Genomic DNA, 24,481 nt, shown 5'->3' with positions numbered 1-24,481 from the left:
AAAAGAAGGTAATTTTTTTATCCGCCAAAAGGTGTCAAAAAAATACTTACATCCGCTAAAAGCCTTGCCCGGAGCGGGTTTCATCGGCCTTTACATTCTTCATTGAATCTTGTCGAAGAAGTTATCTAACTTTTTCTATTTCCATATTCGATTCAATAACAGAATAAATGCGACGCGCGAGTCGCGATCCTTTTGCTTTTCCCCAAAGTTTTCACGCCCCCCTTACCTCGCCTGGCTTCGCCCATCAATATTGGCAGCTAACAAATTTTTCGACTTTCCGAAGGCTGCAATCCTGAGCGATGCGGGCCCCTGCATTGCCGCCATCCTTTTGCCGGCATTGTCGGCCAAGGCCCTTGGCCATCGCCCCCCACGGACGGCGGTGCTTCGACTGTTGAGGGATCCGCTGCGGCCCTGTTACCGCCGTGCCGGACCAGACCATCGCCAGCCATTCACGTTTATTTTTTCCTGAGAGATCCAACATGACCACCACCGTCCTGAAACTGTCCGAATCCTCCGCCTTCCTGAAGACCATCTCACTCAAGTCCATCAAGGACGTGCGCGCACTGGACGTGGACCTTCTGCTGGTACTGACCAATGGCGACCAGATCCTCATCAGCGGCGGCGCCATGCATGCGCTCAATTCACCCGATATGGCGCTGCAGTTCTCGGATGGACAGCTGCCGCTGGCGCGGGTGTTCGAACAGATCGAACGCATCAACGTCTCGCCGGAAGCCAACCTCACCGTCAGCTCCAAGGAAATCACCCGCTACAATCAGAACAACGCCCGCAAGAAAAAAGCCCGCCAGCAAGACGAAGAAGGCGACAAGCCCATCATCTCGCCCGATGACGAAAAAGACCCCGTCGCCGCCACCGAGACCAACGGCACCGGCGGCAACACCAACTCCACCGATTATTCCCCCATCCGCTCCACGGATAACCGCAAACAACTGGCAGAAGCCGAGATCAGCTCGGAGAAGGAAAAGAGCTGGGGCGTGCAATGGCCTATCGCCGCCGGTGTGCTGGCCGTGCTGGCTGCGGCCGGCGGCGGTGGCGGCGGCGGCGGTGCAGGAGCCGCCGGTGCATCAACGGCGGGCGGCGGCGGCAGTGGCGCAGCCTCGGTAGAGCCGCCCAAGGCCAACCTGGAGGGTGCGGTCGTGCTGGGCGCCATCCGCAACGCCACCATTACCGCCTATGACAACGCTGGCAATGCCCTGAGCGCGGCCACCGAAGTGGTCGACGGCAAGTATGCGCTGGTACTCACCCGTCCCTTCTACAAGGGCCCGATGCTGCTGGTGGTGCGCGACAATACGCCCGAAGTGGCCGACAACTACATCGATGAAGCCACGCAGACCATCACCAACCTGGGCGCCACGCCACTGCGCGCCTTGGTGGAGGCCAATGGCGTGAACCAGACCGTCAACGTCACCGCCCTGACCGAACTGGCCGTGCAAAAGGCCGGTCTGGCCGCCGGCGTGACCACCCTGGCCGGCGCGCCGGAAGTCACGACCGAACGCATCAATAGCGCCAACGCTGCCGTGGGTGCGTTCTTCAAGGTGGACGCTATCGCCGGCGAGGTGGTCCCCACCCACATCGCCAACAGCCAGGGCGTGGGCGTCGTCAACCCGGCCTACAACGCCGCCATCAGCGCCGGCGCGCAGAACTACGGCGCCGCGCTCAAGGCCCTCGCCAACCTGGTGCTGCTCGATGACAGGACCTATCCCAACCAGGCCGCCGTCCTGCAAAAGCTGGCCGAGGCCCTGGTCTTCGTCGATGAGGCACGCAGCGCCCTGAAGTGGGCCACCACCGCCCAAGGCGAACCGCTGGCGGCCGCCGCCGCGATACAGGCAGCGCTGTTCAGCGAGGCGCTGCAGCAGACCATGGCCGACCTGAACAACTCGGAGACCACGCGCGCGCAAGCCAGCGTCAAGCTGGCCAAGCTGCAGAAACTGCCCACCGGCACCACCGTCGCCGACTACCTGGTCAAGAACCACGTCGCCATTGCCAACCCGGTCATCGAGATCAACCAGGGCCTGCCCGGACAGGAAAGACAATGGGAACTGCCGTCGTTCAATACCCTCAAGCTCGACCAGGGCGATTTCATGGAAGGCGGCATGCGGGTTCCCGTCCCTCCCTTCGCCCAGGTAGTGGTCACCATCATCGGCAGGGACATCCACGGCACCGAGATCATCGTCACCCTGCCCAAGGTGACCGCCGACGCTTCGGGCAATGCCGTGCTCAACGCCAGCGAACCCAATATCGAGGAGCTCTTTCGCATGGATGCAGGTGTACCGGTCAGCGCCCGCATTACCGTCACCGACGGCTATAACGTGCGCAGCAACGGCTCTCTGTGGAAGAGCCAGAGCGATGTGCGGGTGGATCTGAACACACCGCCCGACCTGACCAATTTCGTCAACGACAAGCCCATCGCACTGGGCCAAGACAGCTATTATCACAACGTCGATGGCGACACCCATCCTTACCCGACCAAAAACGGCGACAAGGACGGCGTGACCAACTCCAAGCAGATCAAGGTCTCCCTCACCAAAGCACTCAATGCAACCGGTGAAGCCCTGCAGTTCGCAGTCGCGACCAAGGCCGACCTCAACGGCAAACCCATCTTCGGCGTCTGGAACACCGTCACTTCGCTGGGCACTCCCACCCCGATACAGGGTGGCCGAGGTGCCGTGAGCTATACGGTGGACGCCCCGCTGCAACAGGATGGCCCCACTTGGATCAAGGCGCGGGTGGTGCAGATCGGCAATGGCTTCACTGGCGGCCAGGGCAATGCCAACACGGCCAATACGGTGCTGGAGTTCAATCTCGACACCACCAAGCCGCCAAAGATGAAACTGAACATGGCCGGCGGCGCCGACAATGGCATCAGCAATAACGACGACATCTCACACACCCGCAACCCCGAACTGATTCTGGCCGGCGCGCAGGAAGGAAGCACGGAGATTCACTACCGGCTGCTGACCGGAAACGGGACTAAACCCAACTCTCTGAAAGTGAAGAATGCCGCCAACCCCGACGGCACGCCGGTGCCTACCGGCATCTGGGCCATCCTCAGACCCGGCGACCGCCTGGAGATGAAGGGCGACAGCAAGGATGGCAATGGCAAGGTGCGCCTGCAAGTGCGCCAGATCGACCAGGCTGGCAACTTCAGCGACAACACCCAGAGCTTTGTCGTCGATACCACTGGAGTGATCCAGCACGCCGTCCGGCTGACCCAGCGCCGCACGCTGCTCGCCGAGGCTGAGAACAGGCTCAATCTAGCCAAGACCGCTGAGGAAAGGGCCGACGCCGCCAACCTGGCCGCCCGCCAGACCGACAAGGCCACCGCCCAACTGGCGGTGCAAAGCGCCAGCGCCTCGCTGGAACAGGCCATGGACGACGCCCGTAAAGCGCTCAAGGGCGAAGGCGTCAGCAAATTCGACGAACTGCTCAGTGGTGCGAGTACGACGGTGCCGCCGGAGTACGTGCCGGCCATGGTCAACCATCTCAGCACCCTGAGCGATGCCGAGCAAGTCAACGAAAGCACTGCGCTGGCCGCCGAGATCGGCAAAGCGCGCCGCAAGGCCGATGATGCCCTTCGCAAGGTCAGTGAGTACGGCGATCCGGGCAAAGAGACCGCGCCGAACTACCAGGACTTCTTCGACATGGGCATCCTCAACCTGTCGCGGGATGCGCAGGAACAGGCTGCGCAACTAAGCGCCATCAACAGCGCACTGCGCAAGCTGCCGGCTGACAAGTCCGATTCCATCACCAAGGTCCAGGCCGCCACCGACGCCTATCTGAAGGTGCTGAAGCTGGCCAATACGAGGGACGATACCGCCACGGCGGACCTGCCCACGCTAGCGGAATATGCCGCGCTGGGTGTGGAGCCGCCGCTCACTGAGGCCGGGGCCAAGATTCTGGGTGGGGCCATTGATCGGAAGACGGCCGGCGAGGTCGCTCCCATCACCGAGCTCGATGGCATGGCCGCAGCCGCCAATCGCATCGCGCAACGCGCCGGCCAGCCGGCTGGACAGACTGCGGGTGCAGCCCCCACTGTGGCGGATTTCACAGACCTGAAATTCGACGGGGTGATCGCAGACAATCTCAACGATGTGGTCGACCAGCTCAACAACGTACCACCTGCTCTGCGTAGTCTGAGCCTGCCCGCTGCAGACAGGGTCATCGACCAGATCGACACCTGGGCCGAAGTGCAGGCGCTGGTCAAGCACGTGGTGGGTCCGCTGACCATCCTGATCAATTATGCGAATGGTAAAGTACCCATCGATGAGCAAAATCCGGCCCAAACGGAGCCGTTCGTCAGCAACTACAGGAACGCGCTTCTCAATGGCGACACCGCCGTAGACGCCAGCAACCTCGCCGCCATCAACAGCGCCCTGCGTGAAGTGAAGGGTCCAAAGATCAACTCCTGGCCCAGGCTGGCTACCCTGGTCGGCTCCTATAACCACATCCTGGCACTGGCCGACGGTGTGGCAGGCAATGCCAGAGAACTGCCCACGGCAGAGGATTACCGCAACATCGGCGTCCAGGACCTGGACAAGAGCGCCGCCGAAAACGCCAGCCCAGCTACGCGCAACAACGCTGTCAACAACACCGTCAAACTGCTCAACGACGCGCTTGACAGCGCCGACGCCAGCCGCAGCCAGATCGACCGCGTCGACAAGGTGAAGAAGCTCGCCGACATCGCCGCCCGCGTCATCCTCTTGGCAGGACAAGACGCCGATGCCACGAATGCCGCCAGTTTCAAGGCCGAAGAACTGAACCAGCTGCATCTGGCCCACCCCCTCACCGCCGCGCAGATCGAGTTAGCGCGCTGGGGCGTGGCCGGCAGCCAGAACGACGGCAACGACGTGGCCACGCGTGAACAACTGGACAACGTGATTCAGAAGGCGATTACCGCCTCGGCCAAGATCCGTGCGTATGCCGACAACACCACCGCGCCCACGCCCACGCTCAGTGATTATCGTGACCTGGGTATCCGCGGCATGACCGACGAGCAGCAGGCCCAGGCCATCAATTCCTCGCTGGCCACCACAGCCATCACCGGAAACAACGTAGCCGATCCAGGCAAGCTGCAAATCATCGCCACAGCCTGGCAGACCCTGTTGAAACACCCGGGCAACAGCAGCGACGCCGTTCCCGGCCCTACCATCGCCACCTATGAGACCGTCGGCGCGCAACAGCCCACCGACACCAACACCCTCACCCTGCTCAATTCCGCCCTGAAGGGCAAGCAGCCGAGCGACATTGCCACCGTTGACAAGCTCAACACCTTCACCAACGCCGCCAACACCGTGCGCGCCGTCGCCGGCTGGGATGACGAGACCGCCAAGAACACCGCCACCGACGCATGGATAACTGGTTTCAAGGACATGCTGGCGCGGCTGGGCGTGCAAAATCTGCACGACGAGAGCCAGCGCGCTATCCTTGCCGTCATCCGGCTGGGCAGTGACGACGGCGCTGAGATCGACACCCTATTCAAGTTGCAAGAGATCGCCAGGAAGGCCCACACGGCCCAGTTGAAGGTCAATGCCTACGCCGACAATAACGCTGGTTCCCTGACAACCGGCGACTACCACGACATGGGCGTGAAAGACGTCAATGACAGCAACATCGCCAGCATCAATTCCGCCCTCGCCAGCGGCCCGGTCAACAGCAACAACACCAAAACGCCGGAAAAGGTACAGGAGATTGTCGTCAGCTACGGACGCATCCTGGCCGCAGCCAACAGCGCAGCCGACGACAACGCCAGCTCGCTGACCAAACTGGATTACACCAACGTGGGCGTAGCCCCCACCGTCTTTGAGGGCAGTGACGACGGGGCCGCTGTGCTGGCGGTGCTCAACAGCCTGGTGGATGCCTCGCCCAATTCCAGGGTGGAGCTGGTGAGCAAGCTGGACCTCCTGGCGACAACCGCCGCTCACGTCATGGCGCAGGTGCGCGGTAAGCTCGAGGACAAATTTGTCAGCAAGCAAGAACTGACCGCCGCTGGCATCGAAAGGCTCGACGACCTCACCTTCAACGCCGTGCTGGCGGCCCTGGCCGACAGCGCCGATGACGGCAGCGCCGTCGCAGGCACGACCAATGGCAAGCTCAAGCTGCAAGACCTGGCCGACAAGGCCCATCAAGCACAGCAGCAGTTGATCGATTATGCAAACAATACCCCCCGCACCCCCACGCCCACGTTGACCACCTACAAGCAGGTCGGCCTGGACCTGGCGCAGAAACTGGACAACGCCGAGACCCCGACCAAGGCCGTCGAAGCACTCAACAGCGCCCTGCGCACCCCGGCCGTGACGGGCGAAAAGGTGAACACCCCAGCCAAGCTGCTGACCCTCATCGACGCCTACAAAGCCATCCTGGCCGCCGCCGACGGTAACGCCAACCCCGATGACACCCTCAGCACCGCCGCCGCAGCCATTAGCGTGGAACAACTGACCACGCTGGGCCTCACCGGGCTGGATGCCAGTACGCCTGCGTCACTGCTGAACTATGTCCGCGCCTGGCTCGACGCCATGCCCAAGGCCACCGCGCAGGATGTGGCCAATATCCAGAAAGGAATCGACGTCCTGCGCGCCATCCATGAACTGGCCGATGGAACGCGTAATACGACTACCCTGGGCACGGCGGCGCCATTCGGCCCCACTCCCGATGATCTGCTCAAGGCACTGGCCGCCGTGGGCGTGTCCGTCACCGACGCCACCCTGGCCAATGCCGCGCTGACCGCCATCGATGCGGTGCAATTCGCCAGCATCAGCTCCCCCCGCAAGCTCAAGACGCTCATCGACACCTACCAGCGCATCCTGGCCGAAGCCAACGAAGCCGAAGGCAGCAACGGCACCACCAACAACGTGCCCGACGCTACCCCCGACGCCGACCCCAGCGCCGAGGATTTCACCAGGCTGGGTATCTCCATCCCCGGCGTCAACATGGGAACACCCGAACCCGCCCGCCTGAAGCTGCTTGACGATGCGCTCAAGTACAAGCCGCGTTCTCACGTCGATGACGTGACCGAGATCAGCGCAATCGGCGAGGCCGTGGCCTTCTTCATGGACATCGCCGCCCAGCCTGCGGGTTCGCTGCCGCCAACGCTGACCGACGAAGTGCGCACGAACTGGGAGCAGCAGGGCAAGCGACTGGGAATCACCGGTATCGCAAGCGGACTCGTCATCGATGAAAACGGGGAGCGAGACAGCAACCTTGATGACATCTTTAACGCCCTGCGCGGCAAACCCGCCGCCGACATCGATAGCGTCGCCAAGCTGCAGGCGATCATCAATAAGCTCAATGAGTCCCTCATCGCCATCGGCGACTACGCCGACGACAACAGCAAGCCGGCTCCCACGGTGCAAACCTATCGCGATGCCGGCATCGTGAACTCCGGCGGCGCTGCACTGGTCACCGACGCCAACCTGCGTTACATCAACGCCGCCGTTGACGTCCTCACCCGCGACGATGTGAGCACCCGTAGCAAGATCAAGAACGTGGTCCGTTCCTACCTGGCCATCCTGGAGGCCGCCGACGGCAGTGCTGAGAATGCCGCCCTCGCTGCGGCGCTCAAGGCAGACCAGTATGTCAAGATCGGTGTGGCGCTGAGCCACACGTCCATCGGCATCGTCAAGATCACGAGCCCGACCACCCAGCAGTCAGATCCCGACAAGCTGGGCCTGCTCAACAGCATCGTTGGCCTGCGCACCGACGACGAGGTCGGCACCCCCGCCAAGATCACCGACCTGGCCAAGACCGCCGCCGACCTGATCCGCCTGGCCAAGGAAGACGCAAGCGACGTGGTCAAATCCTTCAACACCCACTTAAGCAGGAGCAATCTCGTCAAGGCCGGCCTGACCATCAAGGATGAGACCCACCGCAAGGCCTTCCTCGACGCCGTCCAGTTCAAGGGCAACGCCATCGATACCACGACGGGCGTCCCCCGCAGCGACGATACTCCCGCCACCCACAAGGTCAGCGACCTCAACACCATCGAGCAGCTGCAATCCATCGCCGACGCCTACGGCAAAGTGCTGGCCCACGCCAACGGCGGCAGCGCGGCTGCCCCCACCGACGCAGACTACGCGATGATCGGCATCGCCCTGCCCAAGACTTCCCCCGAGACCAAGCGCACCCACGCCCTGAGCCTGTTGAACGGCGTCGTGAAAGCCCTGTCCACCGAGAAGATCGACACGGTGGCCGAGCTCAACAAGCTGGCCATCACCGTGGACAAGCTGATGCAGCTGGCCGCCGTCGGAGAAATACCGGACAGCCATCCGAAGAAGTATGAGGAAGTGCCAACGAACCTGCGCCTGAGCCTGCAAGAGTTGACCGACCTGGGCCTGACCGGCATCACCAACGACAATCAAGTCGCCGTGCTGCTGCACAAGGTACAGACCACCGTTAACGATGGCACTGGCATTGCCAGCCTGACGGACCTGCAAACGCTGGCCACCGCAGCCATCACCGCCCAGGAAAAGATCCGTCTCTACGCCGAGACCAACAGCGGCCCCGTTCCGACCGAGGATGACTTCCGTGCGATCGGCCTGGAATTGCCCAAGCGGGGAAACCCTGAGATCAGCGACGACTACCTCACCGTAGTCAACGATGCGCTGCAATCCGGCCCCGTCACCGGCGCGAAAGCGGCTAGCGCCGTGCTGCTGCAAAAGATCATCACCGCTGCCCAGCATGTGGTGAATGCCGCCGATGGTGGATCAGTGACTGCCGTCCCCAAGCCCACCAGAGCAGACTTTGAAGCCCTTGGCCTGGAACCGAGCAAGCTCGACGCCGCCGGAACTGCTGGCATCGCATTTCTGGGCGAGATCATCGACGCCAGCACCATCGGCAAACTGACCAAGGACGATGAGAACCGCCCCATCACCATCCCGGCCAAGCTGGCCGATCTGCTCGACGCCATCCAGGCGCTGATGGACACCGTCGCCGGCAGAACTGACACCGAGCTGACGCAGAAATTACTGGAAAAGCTGGAGGTGAAATTTAACGGCGTCGAAAAGAACGCCGACAATGCGATCATCAACTGGGCCGCCATCCGCTCCGCCATTGCCGGTAGCCGTCCCGATGGCAGCGACGTCAATAGCCTCAACAAGCTGCAAAAGCTGGTCGGTAACGCCGACGCTGCCCAGAGAAAAATCCGCCTCTATGCAGAAAGGAATGACGCCGACAGTTCGGCTGCCAATACCCCCACGACAGAGGACTACTTCAACATCGGCCTGGTCGGCCCCGCCCTTGCAGACCCGACCCAGGCTCGCCCGAAGCTGGTGACTGCCGACCTTCTGGCTCCCGTCAACGCCGCCCTGCAGACCATCGCCATCGATAAGGACAGGGCCAACACGCCCGAGCTCATCAAGAAGATCGTCGTGGCTTATGACGCCATCCTCAATCGCGCCAACGGCGACCTCCCCGACACTGACATCCCTGCCCTGCAAGCCCAGCACTTCAAGGACATCGGCGCAGACATCCCCGGCGTCACCACCGACACCACCAACGGCACCGACACCGCCGTGCGCGCCCTGCTGGACTCCATCATCTCCAGCAAGGCAAAAACCGATGTCGATACCCCCAGCAAGATCGACACGCTGGGAAGGCTGGTGAACAAGGTGATCGCACTGGCGCATAGCGACCCCAATGACGACGGCACCATCGTCAATACCCTGAGCCCCGCCGATCTGATCGCCCTGGGCATCCAGTCCGGCAACGCCGCCGCACCGGCGCTGGACGCCCTTGTGCATGCCGCCGCCCTGCCCGCCGCGTTCTACGCCATCGCCGCCAGCGCTAATACAGGCGCGGAGGTGGACAGCAAGAGCGAGCTGCAGAAGGTCGTTACCGATGCGATCAATGCCTACAAGAAGATCATCGCTTACGCTGAACTGACGGACGAACCCCGCGACTTCCTCACCGACGCAAACCGCCCCACGGCAGCCGATTTCAAAGCCATGGGCCTGATCGTGCCTGCGCTGGTCAAGCAAGACGACGCCATCGGCGTCGCCGCCAGCCTGGCTACGGCGAGCATCACCAAGACAAGCATCGACACGATGCCCAAGCTGACCACTTTGCTCAATCACTGGCAAACGCTGCTGGCTTTAGCCGATGGCGCGACCAACCGCGACACTGATGCCGATCGCGCCAACTTCAAACCGCTATTGACCGATCTGGGGCTGGACCTTCCCGCCGCCACGAGCGACCAGGCCCTCAACCTGCTGCAATCCGCACTGGATGCACTGGACGCGCGCACCAACACCAGCGCCATCAATACGCCCAAGAAGCTGCTGGCCCTGCTCGACACCACCCAGGCCATCATCGACTTGGCAGGCCACCCGAAAGCCTATGCGGCAGCCGATCTGACGGACTCGTCTGCCAATAAGCTATCCAAGGCAAAACTGACGGCGCTGGGCGTACTTCCCGCCGGCGCCGAGGATGGTGTTGGCGCATCCGTACTCAGCGCCCTCGCCGCGAAGGCCAGCGTGGCCGAGCTCGACAGCATGACCAAGATCACGGCCATCGTCCGCACGGCGATTGCATCCCACAACAAGATCACCGCCCACGCCCAGGACGCCGCCAGCCCTGCGCCCGATGCCAACGACTATCTGAACATCGGCCTGGTCAAGAACGACCGCAGCCCCCTGGTCACGGTCAACAACCTCGGCGCGATCAACAGCACGCTGGCGAGCACGCCCATCGACCAAGCCAAGGCAGGCGATCCAGCCCTGATCAAGGGCATCATCGACGCCTATCAACATGTGATCGATTGGAAGCAATCCAGCACCAGCATCGCGCCGACCCTGGCCGACTACCACACCCTGGGCCTGGACCAGGGAACGGACAAGGTCACCGCCGCCAACAAGCCGCTGCTCGACAGCGCGCTCAAGGAAAAACTGAGCCTCGACGCCATCAAGGACCACGCCAAGCTGAGCGCCGCCGCTACCATCGCCGCCAGGATCACCACCATGGCCGACGGCGCAGCCAATACGCTCGACGCCAACCTACCCGACGCCAATGCCTACGCCGCGCTGGGCCTGAGCATGGGCAACGCCGCCAGCGACAGGGACCCTGACGGTTCCGCCGCCGCCCTGCTGGGCAGCGTCATCGACCGCAAGAGCGCCGCTGACGTCGATACGGTCGCCGAGGTGCAAGCCCTGCTTGATACCGTCAATAAGCTCATGGACAGCGCCGCCCAGCCCGACACCGCAGCCGTGCCGACTGTGGACGACCTGCGGCTGCTGGGCATCGACATCGGCAATCTCAACGAGCATCAGCAACAGGCGATCCTGCACGCCATCGGCACCAGTGGCCCGAATGGGCAGAAGATCAAGTCCGTGGACGCCTTGGGGGAGCTGAGGGGCAACGCTATCGCCGCCCTGCAAAAGATCCAGAATTACGCCGAGAGCAACTCGACGGAGGCAGCAGACATCCCCACCCTGGACCACTACAAGCAGATCGGTGTGCGCAAGATCGACGCCGATGAAGTCAACGCCATCAACGCCGTGCTGGCCACGGCCTTCGTCACGGGCAATAAGGCCGATAGCTGGTTGGAAGTACAAGAGATCACCAACATCTACGACAAGATCCACGCCGCCGCCAATGGCAAGCGCGCTGACACCGACCCGGTCAACTCAACCGCCCTGCCCACCCAGGCTGAACTGGAGAAGATCGGCGTCAACCTCAGCCACGCACCGGTCGATGAGCACCATCTGAACCTGCTCACCACCGCCCTCGACGCCGTCAACTGGGACAAGGTCGATACACCCGCCGAGATCGAAGCAATCCACGCCTCTGCCGGCAGGGTGCTGGCGGGAGCGGGCAATGCCGCTGCCGCTGCGTCGATCACTCTCGACGATCTGAAGAACCTGGGCATCAACGGTGTCGAGGACGAGAGCACGATGACCAACGTGCGCACGCTGATCAGCGAGGCCACCACCACGGCGGCCGCCATCAACACCAGCACCAGACTGCAAGGCCTCATCGACGGCCTGTTGAAGGACATCAAGCTCATCCGCAATTACGCCACCAACACGCCCACCCGGCTGGAGAACGGCACCGAAACGGTAGTCGTGCCAGCCGTGGAAAATTACACCCGCCCTGGCGTCAACCATGTGACCACAGCCAATCTGGACTCGATCAACGCCGCCGTGAAAGCCCTGGCCGATGCCGATGCTGTGGGCAGCAAGAGCAAATTGCAGGACATCGTCGATGCCTACAAGCGCATCCTCGAAGCCGCCGACGGCACCCCGGGCAATCTGCCCGGCGCCCCGATCAGCCGCGACGAACTGATCCGCATCGGGGTGAGCAAAACTGGCTTGCCCAACCCAGACGACGCCAACTTGACTGACGCCCAGAAAAAACACGCCCAGGCCCTCCTGGGCCTGCTCAGCAGCGCCCTGGACGCCCAGCCCATCAACAAGAGCACCGTCGATACCCCCGCCAAGATCGACGTGCTGGTGGCGCTAGCCAAGAAGGTGGCGGACCATGCCGCCACCCCAGCCTCTGCCACCAGCGCACAAGCCCCCACCCGCACGGATCTGGAAACACTGGGCGTGAAGCAGATCCTTGAACAAGACGGCGCCACCCCCGGGACGCTGACGCTGATCAACAGCGCCTTGCAAGGCTATCCCGCCGAGCAGTTGGGCCAACTCAAGCTCAAGCAAGTGCAAACCATCGCCACTGCCGCCGCCAAGCTGCGCCAGCTGACCAGCACTGATAGATCACCCGAGCCCGGCGATCATCTCACCTACGACGAGCTGACCGCCCTGCGCCTGACCGTGGACAACAGCCCCGCCAACATCAAGCTGCTCAATGAGGCCCTGGACCGGCTGCCCAGCTTCGCAGCCGTCTCCACCGTGACGGCGCTGCAAGCGCAGAAACTGGACGATCTCGTCAACCGCGTCATGCGACAGGCTGACGCCGACCTGAAGGCGAACGCAAACGCCCCGGCGATCATCATTGAGATCGATGAGTGGACAAAGCTGGGACTGAGCATCGATGGCGCAAGCGCCGATGTGGACAGCGCCTCTCAAAGCGCCTTCATGGCCGCCATCCGCTTCAAGTCCCCGGACGATCTGGATACGCTGGCCAAACTCAAGCGCGTCGCCCAGAACGCCCGCGACGCCCACCGCAAGATCGTCAAGTACGCCAAGGACGTCAGCAACGGCGAAGTCGGCGCCGAAGACAGCCTCCCGGCCCTGCCCACCCAGGCAGACTTCGAAGCCATGGGCGTGACCGGCTCGGCGCAGCACGCCACGGCCACCGGCGACCGCACCGACGGCATGAGCCAGAGCCGCTTCGCCGTCCTTTCCAGCCTGGCCACCGCCAAGGTCGGCGAGAGCCAGACCGCCACCGCCAAGGACGTGCAGGAGATCGTCGATATCTACAACAAGGTCCTGGCACTGGCCGATGGCATGAGCAACAACATCAATCCGGATGCCACAGCCAGAATCACCGTCACCGTCAATGACTACAAGAAGCTCGGCATCGACCTGCCCCAGGGCTTCGCCGACCAGCCTGCCAAGCTCAGCCTGCTCAACAGCGTCATCGACAAGCTGGCCACCGACAAGGTCAACACCCCGAAGGAGATCACCGACTTGATGAAGGTCGTCGCCAAGGTGATCGCGCACGTCAACAGCGATGGTGCGCAAGCGCCGTCCAAGGAAGACCTGACCCTCATCGGCGTGACCGGCCTGACCGACGAAGACCTGCCCGCCGTCCTCTTCAAGCTGCAAAAGACCACCACGCTGGACAAGGTCGATACCCTGGACAAACTGCAAACACTATCGACGAACGCCATCGCCGCGCAACAGAAGATCCGCGACTACGCCGGCAACAGCGCCCTGAGCGCCCCCATCGCGACAGACTATGAAAACATCGCAGTCACCCTGCCCACAGAACCGGCGGCAGTCGGCAGGGTCATCCTCGCCGCGCTCAACAGCGCCCTAGCCTCGACCCCGGTAGGCCGACTCCAGGCCGGCACACCGCAGGACGTGCAGAACATCGTCAACAGCTATGCCAAGCTGCTGGGCATAGCCGATGGTAACAGCAACACCGCTGCGGGCAATCTGCCCTCCGCCAACGACTACAAGAACGTTGGCCTGGAGACCGCCCTCTTGACCCAATTGAAGGCGGACGCCAACCCTGCCACCGCAGCCGCCAAGCTGCGCCTGCTCAACGATCTGGTGGACCGCGCAGCCAATCCGACAGCCATAGCCACCCCGGCCCAGCTGGACACGCTGGCTACTCTGTCCGGCAAGCTGATCGACCAGGCCGCCGCGACCGTCACGGATGGTCAGCCTGACCATCTGAGCGTGGATGAGCTCTCCCAACTGGGTATCCACGCAGGTGACCGAGGCCAGTCCGCCCTGACCCTCCCCAACAACCTCAAGGCCGCCAGCGCCGCCCTCTACGCCATCCGCGCCAGCAGCAATGATGGCGCCCAGGTTGATACGATTGCGGAACTGCAAGCCCTGGTCAGCAAGGCCATGCGCGCCTTCGAGAAAGTGGAGGCCTATGCCAAGCTCAGCCCCGCACCGGCAAACTTCCCGAATGATGCCGACCGCCCCACCGCGGCCGACCTCAAGGACATCGGCCTCACCGTCACCGGTGGTGTGCTCGCCGACAACGCCGTCAGCGTCGCGGCCAGCCTCTTGAGCACCAATATCAACGCCGCCCAGGTCGCCACGGCAGCGGACATCCAGAAGCTAGCGAATAACTGGAACACCCTCTTCACCCTCGCCAATGGCCGCCCCGATACGGCCGCGCTGACCGACCTGACGCGCCCTGGCTTCAAGACCCTGCTTACCGAGGTCGGCGTGACCGTCGCCGCTGGTCACAGCAATGACGCCCTCAACCTGCTGCATTCCTCGCTGGACCGCCAAGGCAATCACACCCTCATCAACGGTCCCGCCAAGCTGCTCGCGCTGCTCGAGACGGCCCAGGCCATCACCGCCCTGGCTGGTGCGCCCAAGGCCTACGAACAAAGCGAGGTGACGGGTGCGCTCAGCGTGGAGAAACTGGCCAATCTGGGCGTGATGCCGGCTGGCAGCACCGCCCCTGAAGCCGCCCCCGCAGCCGCCGCCGTGCTCAGCGCCTTGGCCGCCAAGGCCAATGCGGCTGCCGTATCCGATCTGGGCAGCGTCATCACCACCGCCAACCTGGCAAGGACCGCGCAAGCAAAGATCGCGCTCTACGCCAAGACCAACAGTGGAGCCGAACCCACCGCTACCGATTACGCGCAGATCGGCCTGGTGAAGGACAATCCCGAGCGCACCCCGCTGGTGAACGACAACAATCTGGCCGCCGTCAATTCCGCCCTGGCCAGCACCACCATCGATGAAGCGCTCGCCAATACCCCCAACAGGCTCAAGACCATCATCGACGCCTACGACAAGATCCTGGCCTGGAAGACCGACAACGGCGTCACCATCAGCAAAGTCCCCAGCGCGACGGACTACAGCCACATCGGCGTAACCGGCGTCACTGCCGAGAACAAGGTCCTGCTCGACAGCGTCGTGGTCAAGCTCGACACAACCAAGGTGCAGAAACACGCCGACTTGCAAGCCTCCGCCGATGTCGTCGTCAAGATCAAGCAGATGGCCAACAGCGCCAACGACACCCTCGTCGCCGATCTGCCCACCCTGGCCAATTACCAGGCCCTGGGCCTGGACCTCGGCCGCGCCGTCGCTAGCGGTCCGCAGGGTTCCGCCCTTGCACTGATCAACAATGCGATCGACAACAAGGGATGGACCGGCGTGAACACGTTCGACCTGCTGCAAAACCTGATCAACAGCGCCAACAAGCTCATGGCCAGCGCCGCCAATGAGGCCGGTGCGCTCCCGCCCACCGCCGACGACTTCAGTATCCTGGGCGTGGACATCAGCCTCAAGACCGCACCCCAGCAAGTCGCCATCCTCGCCGCCGTCGCCACCAGCGGGACGGATGGGCAAAATCTCAAATCCATCGCCAATCTGAAGACCCTGGTCAACAAGGCCGTGGAATCCCTGGCCAAAATCGAAACCTATGCCGGCGACAACACCGGCGCGGCCAAGGGCGTTCCTGGCGCCGAGGACTACCAGGCCATCGGCGTGCCGGGTGTGAACACCAACAACCTCGCCGCCGTCAACGCAGCCCTGGCCACCGACAAGGTGGGCAAGATGCAGGCCGGCACCCAGCCCGAGATCAAGGGCATCGTCGATGCCTACCTGAAGATCCTGGCCCTCGCCGATGGCAGTCGCCTAAGCACCGACCCCGTCGGCACCGACAAGGTACCGAGCCTGGCGGAACTGGAAAGGATAGGCGTATCGGTCACGTCCAACACCAATCCCAACCAGTTGAGCCTGCTGGCCACCGCCATTGACGCCGTCTCCAATGACAAGGTGGACACGCCCGCCAAAATCAACACGATCAGCGCTTCTGCCGACAAGTTCATCAAGGCCATCGGCAAGAATACGGCTGAGGCCACATTGTTGACCCTGACCGACTATCAGAACCTGGGTGTGACAGGCCTGACCGCTGACAAGCTGACGTCCGCCAATGACCTCATCCGTGTCTCGACAGTGGACAGGATCAACAGCAGCGCCAAACTACAAAACGTCATCGACGCCCTGCCGCGCGACATCAAGATCATCCGCAACTACGCCACCAACACCCCCAACGACGACGCCAACCTGGGTCGCCTGGGTGAAGTGCTGGTGCCCACCGTGCGCAACTACGAAGGCACCGGCGTCAACGGCGTCAACGAGGGCAACCGCTCCAGCATCAACGCCGCCGTCCGGGCGCTGGGCGTGGCGGGCAAGACCGGCAATGTCAGCAGCCAGTCCGAACTGCAAAAGATCGTCAACGCCTACAAGCACATCCTCGATGCCGCCGATGGCGTCGCAGGCAACCTGGGCGCCAACCCCATCACCCGCGACGAACTGCTGGCCATCGGCATCCCCGAAGCCAAGCTGATCAACCCCGCCCAGCTTGGACTGGACGCCCGCGCCATCCAGCAGGCCCAGGCCAGCCTGGCCCTGATCTCCTCGTCCATCGACGCCCAGCCGAATGACAAGAGCACCGTCAACACCCCCGCGCTGATCGTGCAACTGGTGGACATCGCCAACAAGGTCGCCGCCCATGCCGCCCGCACCAGCAGCAGCGCCGGCCCCGAGAACCCGCCCACCCAGGCCCAACTGGAAAAACTGGCCGTCAAGCACATCCTGCCCGATGCCGGCCCAGCCACCCCCTCGACGCTGGAGCTGATCAACAGCACCCTGAAGAATTACCCCGAGGGCAGCCTGGCCGCGCTGGACCTGGCGAAGCTGCAAGTCATCGCCACCGCCGCCGCCAAGTTGCGCAATCTGGCCAGCGGCAGCGGCGTCGTGACTGACGCCAGCCGTCCCACCGCCAGCGAGGTCACCACCGACGGCTCGCCCAAGCCCGGCGCGCCACTCACCCACACCGAGCTGACCGCCCTGCGCCTGACGGTGGCCGACCAGGCAGATCACATCAAGCTGCTCAACGACGCCCTGGATGCACGGACCAACTTCGAGAGCGTCTCCACCCAGGAAAAATTGGCAGCGCTCAATCTGGACAAGATCGTCACCCGCGTCATGCAGCAAGCCGATGCCGACGTCCCCCCGCCGCCGGCTCCCATCAGCATCTCGCTGGCCGACTGGCACCAGCTCGGCGTGAAGGAACTGGAGGTCACCCCGACCACCACCACCCTCCTCAACGACAACGCCGCCGAAGCGCTGCTCTTCCTGCTGCCCTCGCGCGATAAGGATCAGGTCAACACGCTGGAAAAGCTCAAGACCATCGGCCTGAAGGCCCAGCGGGCTCTGGACAAGATCAGCCTCTTTGCCAAGAACCGCACCGATGACATCGTCCCGCCCGCCGGCGGCACCGAGGTCCCCACGCTGCAAGACTTCCGCGACATCGGCGTGAGCGGCGTGGACAGCAAGCCGCAAGGCCTGACTGCCCTGCTCTCCAGCCTGGCCACCAGAGCCATCGATGACACAAAGGCCGATACCCGCCTAAAGATACAGACCATTGTGGACAGCTACAACAAGCTGCTGGTCATGGCCAATGGCGTATCCGATACATCGGAGGCGTCCAAGCTACCATCCGCCGACGACTACAAGAACGTCGGCCTAGCGACCGACCTCGTGACCCAATTGCAGGCGGACGCCACCCGTCCCCACGCAGCGACCAAGCTGCGCCTGCTCAACGATCTGGTGGACCGCGCCGCCAATCCAGAGGCAATCGCCACCCCGGTCCAGCTGGCTGCTCTGGCAACGCTGGCCGGCAAGCTCGTCAACCTCGCCGCGCAAGACGCTGGCGACGCCGTCGTCAGCGGGGCGGAGTTGGCCGATGCCGAGTACACCCTACTGGCCCTGGGCTCTCCCACCGCCTCGAAAAAGGCCGCGATCCTCAGCGCCCTCCAGGCCAAGAGCCCGGCTGACGTCAACATGATGAGCGCGGTCCAGCAAATCGCCTGGGAGGCCATCGCCGCCATCGACAAGATCATCCGCTACGCCGACACCAACACCGGCGACGCCCCGGCGGTAGTGGACTACGAGCGCATCGGCATCGACAGCTTCTCCGGCAGCACCCCCACCGGGGACCGCAACGCCGTCAACGCCGCGCTGGCCACCGCCAACGTGATCGGCACACCGACGGGTACGCCGAACGAGAAAGCGGTAAATACGCCGGCCAAGCTGCGCGGGCTCATTGCCAGCTACGGCAAGGTGCTGGCACAAGCCGATGGCACGCCCGACAATACCACCGAGACCAACCTGGCCAAGCAGAGCGACTTCGAGGCCATTGGCGTGAATCTGACCGGGCTGACCGGCCTGGACAGCACAAGACCGGCAGTCGTGACCAATGCGGTGAGTCTACTGAACTCCATCATCGATAGCCGCCACGCTGCCGATGTCGATACGCCGGCAGAGATTGAAACTTACATCGGCGTGGTGCAAAAGATCGCCCACACCGTCAAAGGCACAGACACGGGTGCAAACATCCTCACCGAGAACGACATCACCCACCTGGGCATCGCTGGCGCCACCTCCGGCAATATCGCTGCGATCAGGCAGGCGCTGGCCGCGCTGGAGGATGACGGCAGCCAGAGCAACACCCTCAAGAAGATCGATGACCTCGTCTTGAGCATCGCGATCGCGCCCACGCTCAATGTCGTCGCGGGGGACGACACGATCAACAAGAACGAATACGACGGCACCCTCACCCTCAGCGGCACCACGGGCAAAGGCAGCACGGTCACCCTGCAATTTGCCAACGGCAGAAGCGTCAACGCTACCGTGCAGTCTTCCAGCGACGCCCGCGTCAGCCGGGTGGACTGGAGCTACACCCTCACCACCGATGACAAGACCGCCTTGCGGGATGGAAAGAGCGCTATCCAAGTCAACCCCGACCTGCGCGTGGAATCTGTCCATGCAGCGCGTAATGTGCACTCGGCTGTACTGACGCGCAATCTCAGCATCGACCTCGTACCGCCAGCCCTTCCCACCGTGACCTTGGAGGATGACACTGGCAGCGGCCCCCACGACAAGACCACCAACATTGGCAACGTCAAGGTCGAAGGCATTGAGGCCGGGGCGACCTGGCAATGGACCATCGACAACGGCCGGAACTGGAGCACCAGCAGCAGCGACACCAGCGCCACGATTGCCTTGACAGGTGACGGCGAAAAGACCTTCAAGGTCAAGGTCACCGACCGAGCCGGCAATACGACAGAGAAGGTCAAGGTGACCAACAACAGCGGCGTGTTTGTCGAAGCCGACGCGCTCAATTTCACGCTGGACAAGACCAATCCGACCAAGGCCGTGTTCTCCAACGCTGGCTTCAAGACCATAAACGGCGTGAAATACAGCAAGAACACCGTCATCACCATCGACAGCGGCCTGGATGCAAGCGCTCCGGTTCGCCAATTCAAGGTCGGCAGAGGCGACTGGACCGACATCACCGGCAACGCCTTCTCCCTGCCAGACACCAGCGATGGCGAGAAGACCGTCCAGGTGCGCCAGATCGATTTGGCAGGCAATGAAAGCCTAAGCGACACGCTGACATTCACGCTCGACGCCACCAAGCCGGCGGCTCCTACCGTGTCCTTGGAGGAGGACACTGGCCGCGACTCCAGCGACAAGATCACCAAGAATGGCAAGATCAGGGTCGAAGGCATCGAGGCTGGCGCGACCTGGCAATGGAGCGCCGACAATGGCGTGACATGGAGCACCGAACGCAGCGACAGCAGCGCCACGATTGACGTGACCGGCGACGGCGACAAAACCTTCAAGGTCAAAGTCACCGATCAGGTGGGCAATGTGACGGAAACCGTCAAGGTAAGCAACAACAGGGGGGGGCTGGACGAAGTCGGCGCGTTCACTTTCAAGTTGGATACGACGGTGAACTATCTGTCGGTGCAAACACCTTCCCAACAGCGCACACCCCAGGGAGGGAGCGATACGTTCCGTTATAGCGGCAGCGGAGCCGAACCCAATGCCTCCGTCTCGCTCAAGATCATCCCGACCGGCAAGAACCTCGACGACGCATTCACACTAGGAACGACGACGGCTGCAAGCGATGGCACCTGGAAAATTGACATCAAGGGAATCTTGCGCATCACCGGCCTGCGCCAGGTCGATGGGCGGGACAGCAACGCCAACGGCGTCTACACCTTGCTCTCGCTCAACGAAGTCAAGGCGCTACCCCGTTTCAGCAGCGATTTCGCCACCGAGGGAAGACCTCTGCTCGACACCAGCAAAGAGGTCTATCGCATGGTGCGAGGCGGCGCGACCTGGTATATCTGGGCGCCGCTGAACGGCGGATTCATCATCTCGCGCGACAGCGGCAGCGACGAGTGGTACCAGCAGCCCATCGCTCACGGCGACTATGGCACGCAAGCTGCAAACCGGGTGACAAGCTGGCACGCGAATAGTGCAACGGCGAACCAGCTGCAAGTTCAGCAATTGCTCGGTAATGGGTCATCGCCAAACAGCCGACTGCTGGGCGGTGTAGAGATCATCAGCGCACACGCCAATGCTTCCCCGGACTTCCGCTATTACCTACAACAGACGGATGTGGCGGGCAATGTCACGATTGATCGCACCGGGCTAGGTTTGATTAATACGGGACGGTCGCAGACTACGATAGCTCCTCTCGCAGCTGACCTGGACCGCAACACTAAGGGCGTCCAGACAAGCCAGTTGCATGTGAAGTCCTACGCAGAATTGTTAGCAAGAGGAGGAGTAACTATAGCGCGCGACACTGATGTTGACCTTACGAACGAGAGCGTCGACAACATCAGCAATTTCATCAGCATAATCAGAGTGACCTTTGGCGGAGATGGACTGGACGTTGCTCGGGACCGACTGGTGTTGCACGAGGAGCGACCGCTCGATCAATCCTTTACTGACCAAAATGTTTCACTCGGAGAATCACTAAATCTGGAACTCCGTTACGATGCTCAGACAAAAACTCTGGAAATTGAGGATAAAGTCTTTGTCCCCCGCATAGACGCGATTATTCGCAGCATCCGCCTGCATAACCCCGGCTTCACCGAAGGCGAGCGCACAATGACGATCACCCTGGTAGATGGGGCGGGGCGAGAAAGCCTGCCGTCCACCGCCACCATATCCGTCACTTCCCCTTTCATGTGGCTAGACCTCGACCCCAATACGGCGGAGACGCAGTTCAACTCCACCAATTATCTGCGGTCAGCCGCCAGCCTGGTCAACGGCGTGGCCTTCGACAGCCAGATCGCCGCCCCCTACAACACTGTTCGAGGTCTGGAGGTCAAACTCTCCGGCGCTGGACTGGATGTGGTCAATGACAAGCTCAAGCTGGATGTGTCCTTGAACTTGAATGCCGACAGTCGCTATCAAATTGGCAAGGTCCTCGGCAACATCACTGGATTGGGCTACGAATACACAGCGGATACCCGCACCCTCAGGATTGTCGACACCACCGGGCTCGGACTGAACGATACAAAAATCCAGGCCATTGTCGAATCACTGGCCTTGTCCAACCCTGCCGCCAAAGACGGTGAGCGTGTGGCCGAACTGCTGGTATTCCGCACTGACGGCAGCAAGGGTCCGGTCTCGACCGCCCGCATCATTCTCGACACCGTAGCCCCGGTGCTGGACCTGGACGCCGGCGTCGCTGGCGTCCAGACCAGCTCGGCCAAGTCTGCCGTTCTGGCTAGCGTGGCCGCAGGAACGGGACTGTTCGGCAAGCCCATCGCCGTGGCAGCCGCAACCGACATCGACCTGATCAGGCTGGATTACACCGGCCGGACCAGTGAGCTGCTCAAAGACTTCTTGAGTACCGCCAGCTTGTTGCCTGCGGTCGCCCTCCCCTTGGGCGCAACCGGACGCGGCAACATCGACATCAGCGGTGTCTCCCGGTTGAAATACGCATTGAGCTCGCCCGGTTCCGTCAGTAAGCGGATCGAATTTAGCAAGGAGTCCGGCGAGGCCATCACCAGCATCGAAGCCAAGACGATTCTGGAAGCGCTGCGCTTCAAGACCACCTCGACCGATACCACCTCGCGGCGCTTCGATGTCGTCCTCGTTGACAAGGCGGGCAATGCCAGCGCCTTGGTGCAATCGACCCTCAGCATCGACACCCGTACCCCGCCGACGCTGTCGATGACCAAGCTCGAAGAAGGGAACCAGATCAGTTTCGGCATGCTCACGCTCAACACCGACCTGGGCAACGATGTCAACACAGGTAATCTCAAGAAAGGCGAAAGCGTGGCCCTGACCTTGCCGGCGGAATTCACGCCGACGAGCTTCCTGTCGGCGCTCAAGGCGATCTCCAGTGATTGGGGCGGCCCCGGCATCAGCGGTTCATCTAGCGTCATTGAGGACAGGTATCGCAGTTACACCAGCGTCGCGGCCCCATCGACCCTCACCAGCTCGTTCAGCATGGCGCACCAGTCGCACAGTTCGGTCAAGGGCAACCAGGTGCAATTCAGCATTGCGGGCAATACCCTGAGCTTCATCAATAACGGCGGCTTCGCGGTGCTCGATAGCGACATCTATCGCTTCACTCGCTTCAACGGCGAATCAAAGGATCTCACCGGCGGCTATGACATGGGCAACCTCCGCCTGCTCTATCAAACCACCACAGCCAATGTCAACAGCACACCGACCTTTGCTGTCAGCTACGACCGCGCCAGGGTCGCGGTGGGCGATGTGATCGGTCTGTACGAGGGCAACAAGCTGCTGGCCAGCAAGACGCTGGAGAGCGCCGACGTGGGCGGCACCGGCACGGCAACGCTGAACCTGAAGATCAGCGACAGCCTGGCGCCGGGCAATCACGCCATCGTCAGCAAGTACACCTCGGCCACGGGCCTCACCTCGCAGTCAACGGCGACCACCGTCAACATCACGGGCGACGCCAAGACGCCCTTGCTGACCGACCTGAAGGTCAAGGCCGGGTATGGGGAAGAGTCCACGGCCAAGGCGATCTTGCTGGGCGGTGACGCCTACACCTCCATCACTGACCCCGGTCGTGTTGGGACAGAAGGCACTTATGACAAGGGGCTGATCTTCAGCGGCAGCGTGAACACGCCGGGGCTCACGGGGCCGCAGAAGTATCTGGTGACCGTGAGCCTGGGCGGCAAGCTGCTGGGTTATGACACCTTCACCCTCAGCACCACCGACGATCCAGCCACCAGCAAATTCACTTTGCAGGCCGCCTCCAACCTGCTCGCGCCGGGGCTGTACCGCGACCTGACGGCGACGGTGACCAACGTGACCGAAGGCAGCATCCACAACGGCCAGACCTCGGTGATCAAGGATGCCTCGCTGGGCTGGTACTGGGTGGGACAGGGGATGGGCAACCTCATCGGCGGCCAAGGCAACGACGGCATGCTGCTGGGGGCGAGCCAAACCACCAGTCCCTTCACCGTCACCACCGGCGCCGGCGCCGGCACGCTGACCTTGGGCGCCTTCGGCAAGAGCAGCAACCTCACCGCCACCGTGACCGACTTCCAGCTGGGTCTGGACAAGGTGCAGGTGTGGGGGCAGAGCATCACGTCGGCCAACCTCAGCAGCTTCGCCAGCGCCACGGCCAGCGACAATGGCCGCAGCACGACCTTGACGGTGGATCTGGATGGGGTTCGGGGTGGCTTGAGCTATACGCTGCAGCTGCAGAACGTGGCCTTTAATGCGGCCAATACGCAGACGATCTTTGGTGTTTGAGGCTTAGGCGGATGATCTTTCCGGGTATCGAAGTGCAGTGCGCTTCGGCCCGGAAAGATCGCTGCTTGCTTATCCGCTGGCGTGCAGAAAGAAAGTGGAAAGTGAAGTCACTTTGCGAGCATCTCAACCAATTGCGAAATTCCGCATTCATTCTCATGCAACAAGAGTTCAGCACACGAGGCCGCAGTTAGGATTGAACGCGTTGATCCGGCCAAGTCACACGCGGATCAATCCCCCGGCAGCGAGTCCTGACCTCGGTGGCCATGCCA

The 24,481-nt window shown here is 62.4% G+C and carries 2 protein-coding genes; one reads left to right on the top strand and one right to left on the bottom strand.

The window, feature by feature from the left end; all coding sequences use genetic code 11:
- Positions 1 to 244: 244 nt before the first annotated feature.
- A complete protein-coding gene (locus tag ACP92_RS24500) occupies positions 245 to 481 on the bottom strand; it encodes a hypothetical protein (protein WP_156181727.1) in 237 nt (78 codons plus the stop codon).
- Here ACP92_RS24500 and ACP92_RS05425 point away from each other — a divergent pair.
- Positions 480 to 24,212, top strand: coding sequence for a hypothetical protein (locus tag ACP92_RS05425; protein ID WP_048348505.1), 23,733 nt, complete (start codon positions 480 to 482; stop codon positions 24,210 to 24,212). The two genes, ACP92_RS24500 and ACP92_RS05425, sit on opposite strands and share 2 nt — an antisense overlap.
- Positions 24,213 to 24,481: the final 269 nt, after the last annotated feature.

This window comes from Herbaspirillum seropedicae, assembly GCF_001040945.1.
In the GTDB taxonomy this organism is placed as follows: domain Bacteria; phylum Pseudomonadota; class Gammaproteobacteria; order Burkholderiales; family Burkholderiaceae_D; genus Herbaspirillum; species Herbaspirillum seropedicae.
The sequence above is the reverse complement of the archived record's forward strand: the minus strand, read 5'-3'. Positions and strand labels throughout refer to the sequence as shown.

Excerpts from the sequence above, each read along its gene's own strand:
- ACP92_RS24500 (WP_156181727.1), bottom strand. The coding sequence starts at position 481 with ATGTTGGATCTCTCAGGAAAAAATAAACGTGAATGGCTGGCGATGGTC.
- ACP92_RS05425 (WP_048348505.1), top strand. The coding sequence starts at position 480 with ATGACCACCACCGTCCTGAAACTGTCCGAATCCTCCGCCTTCCTGAAG.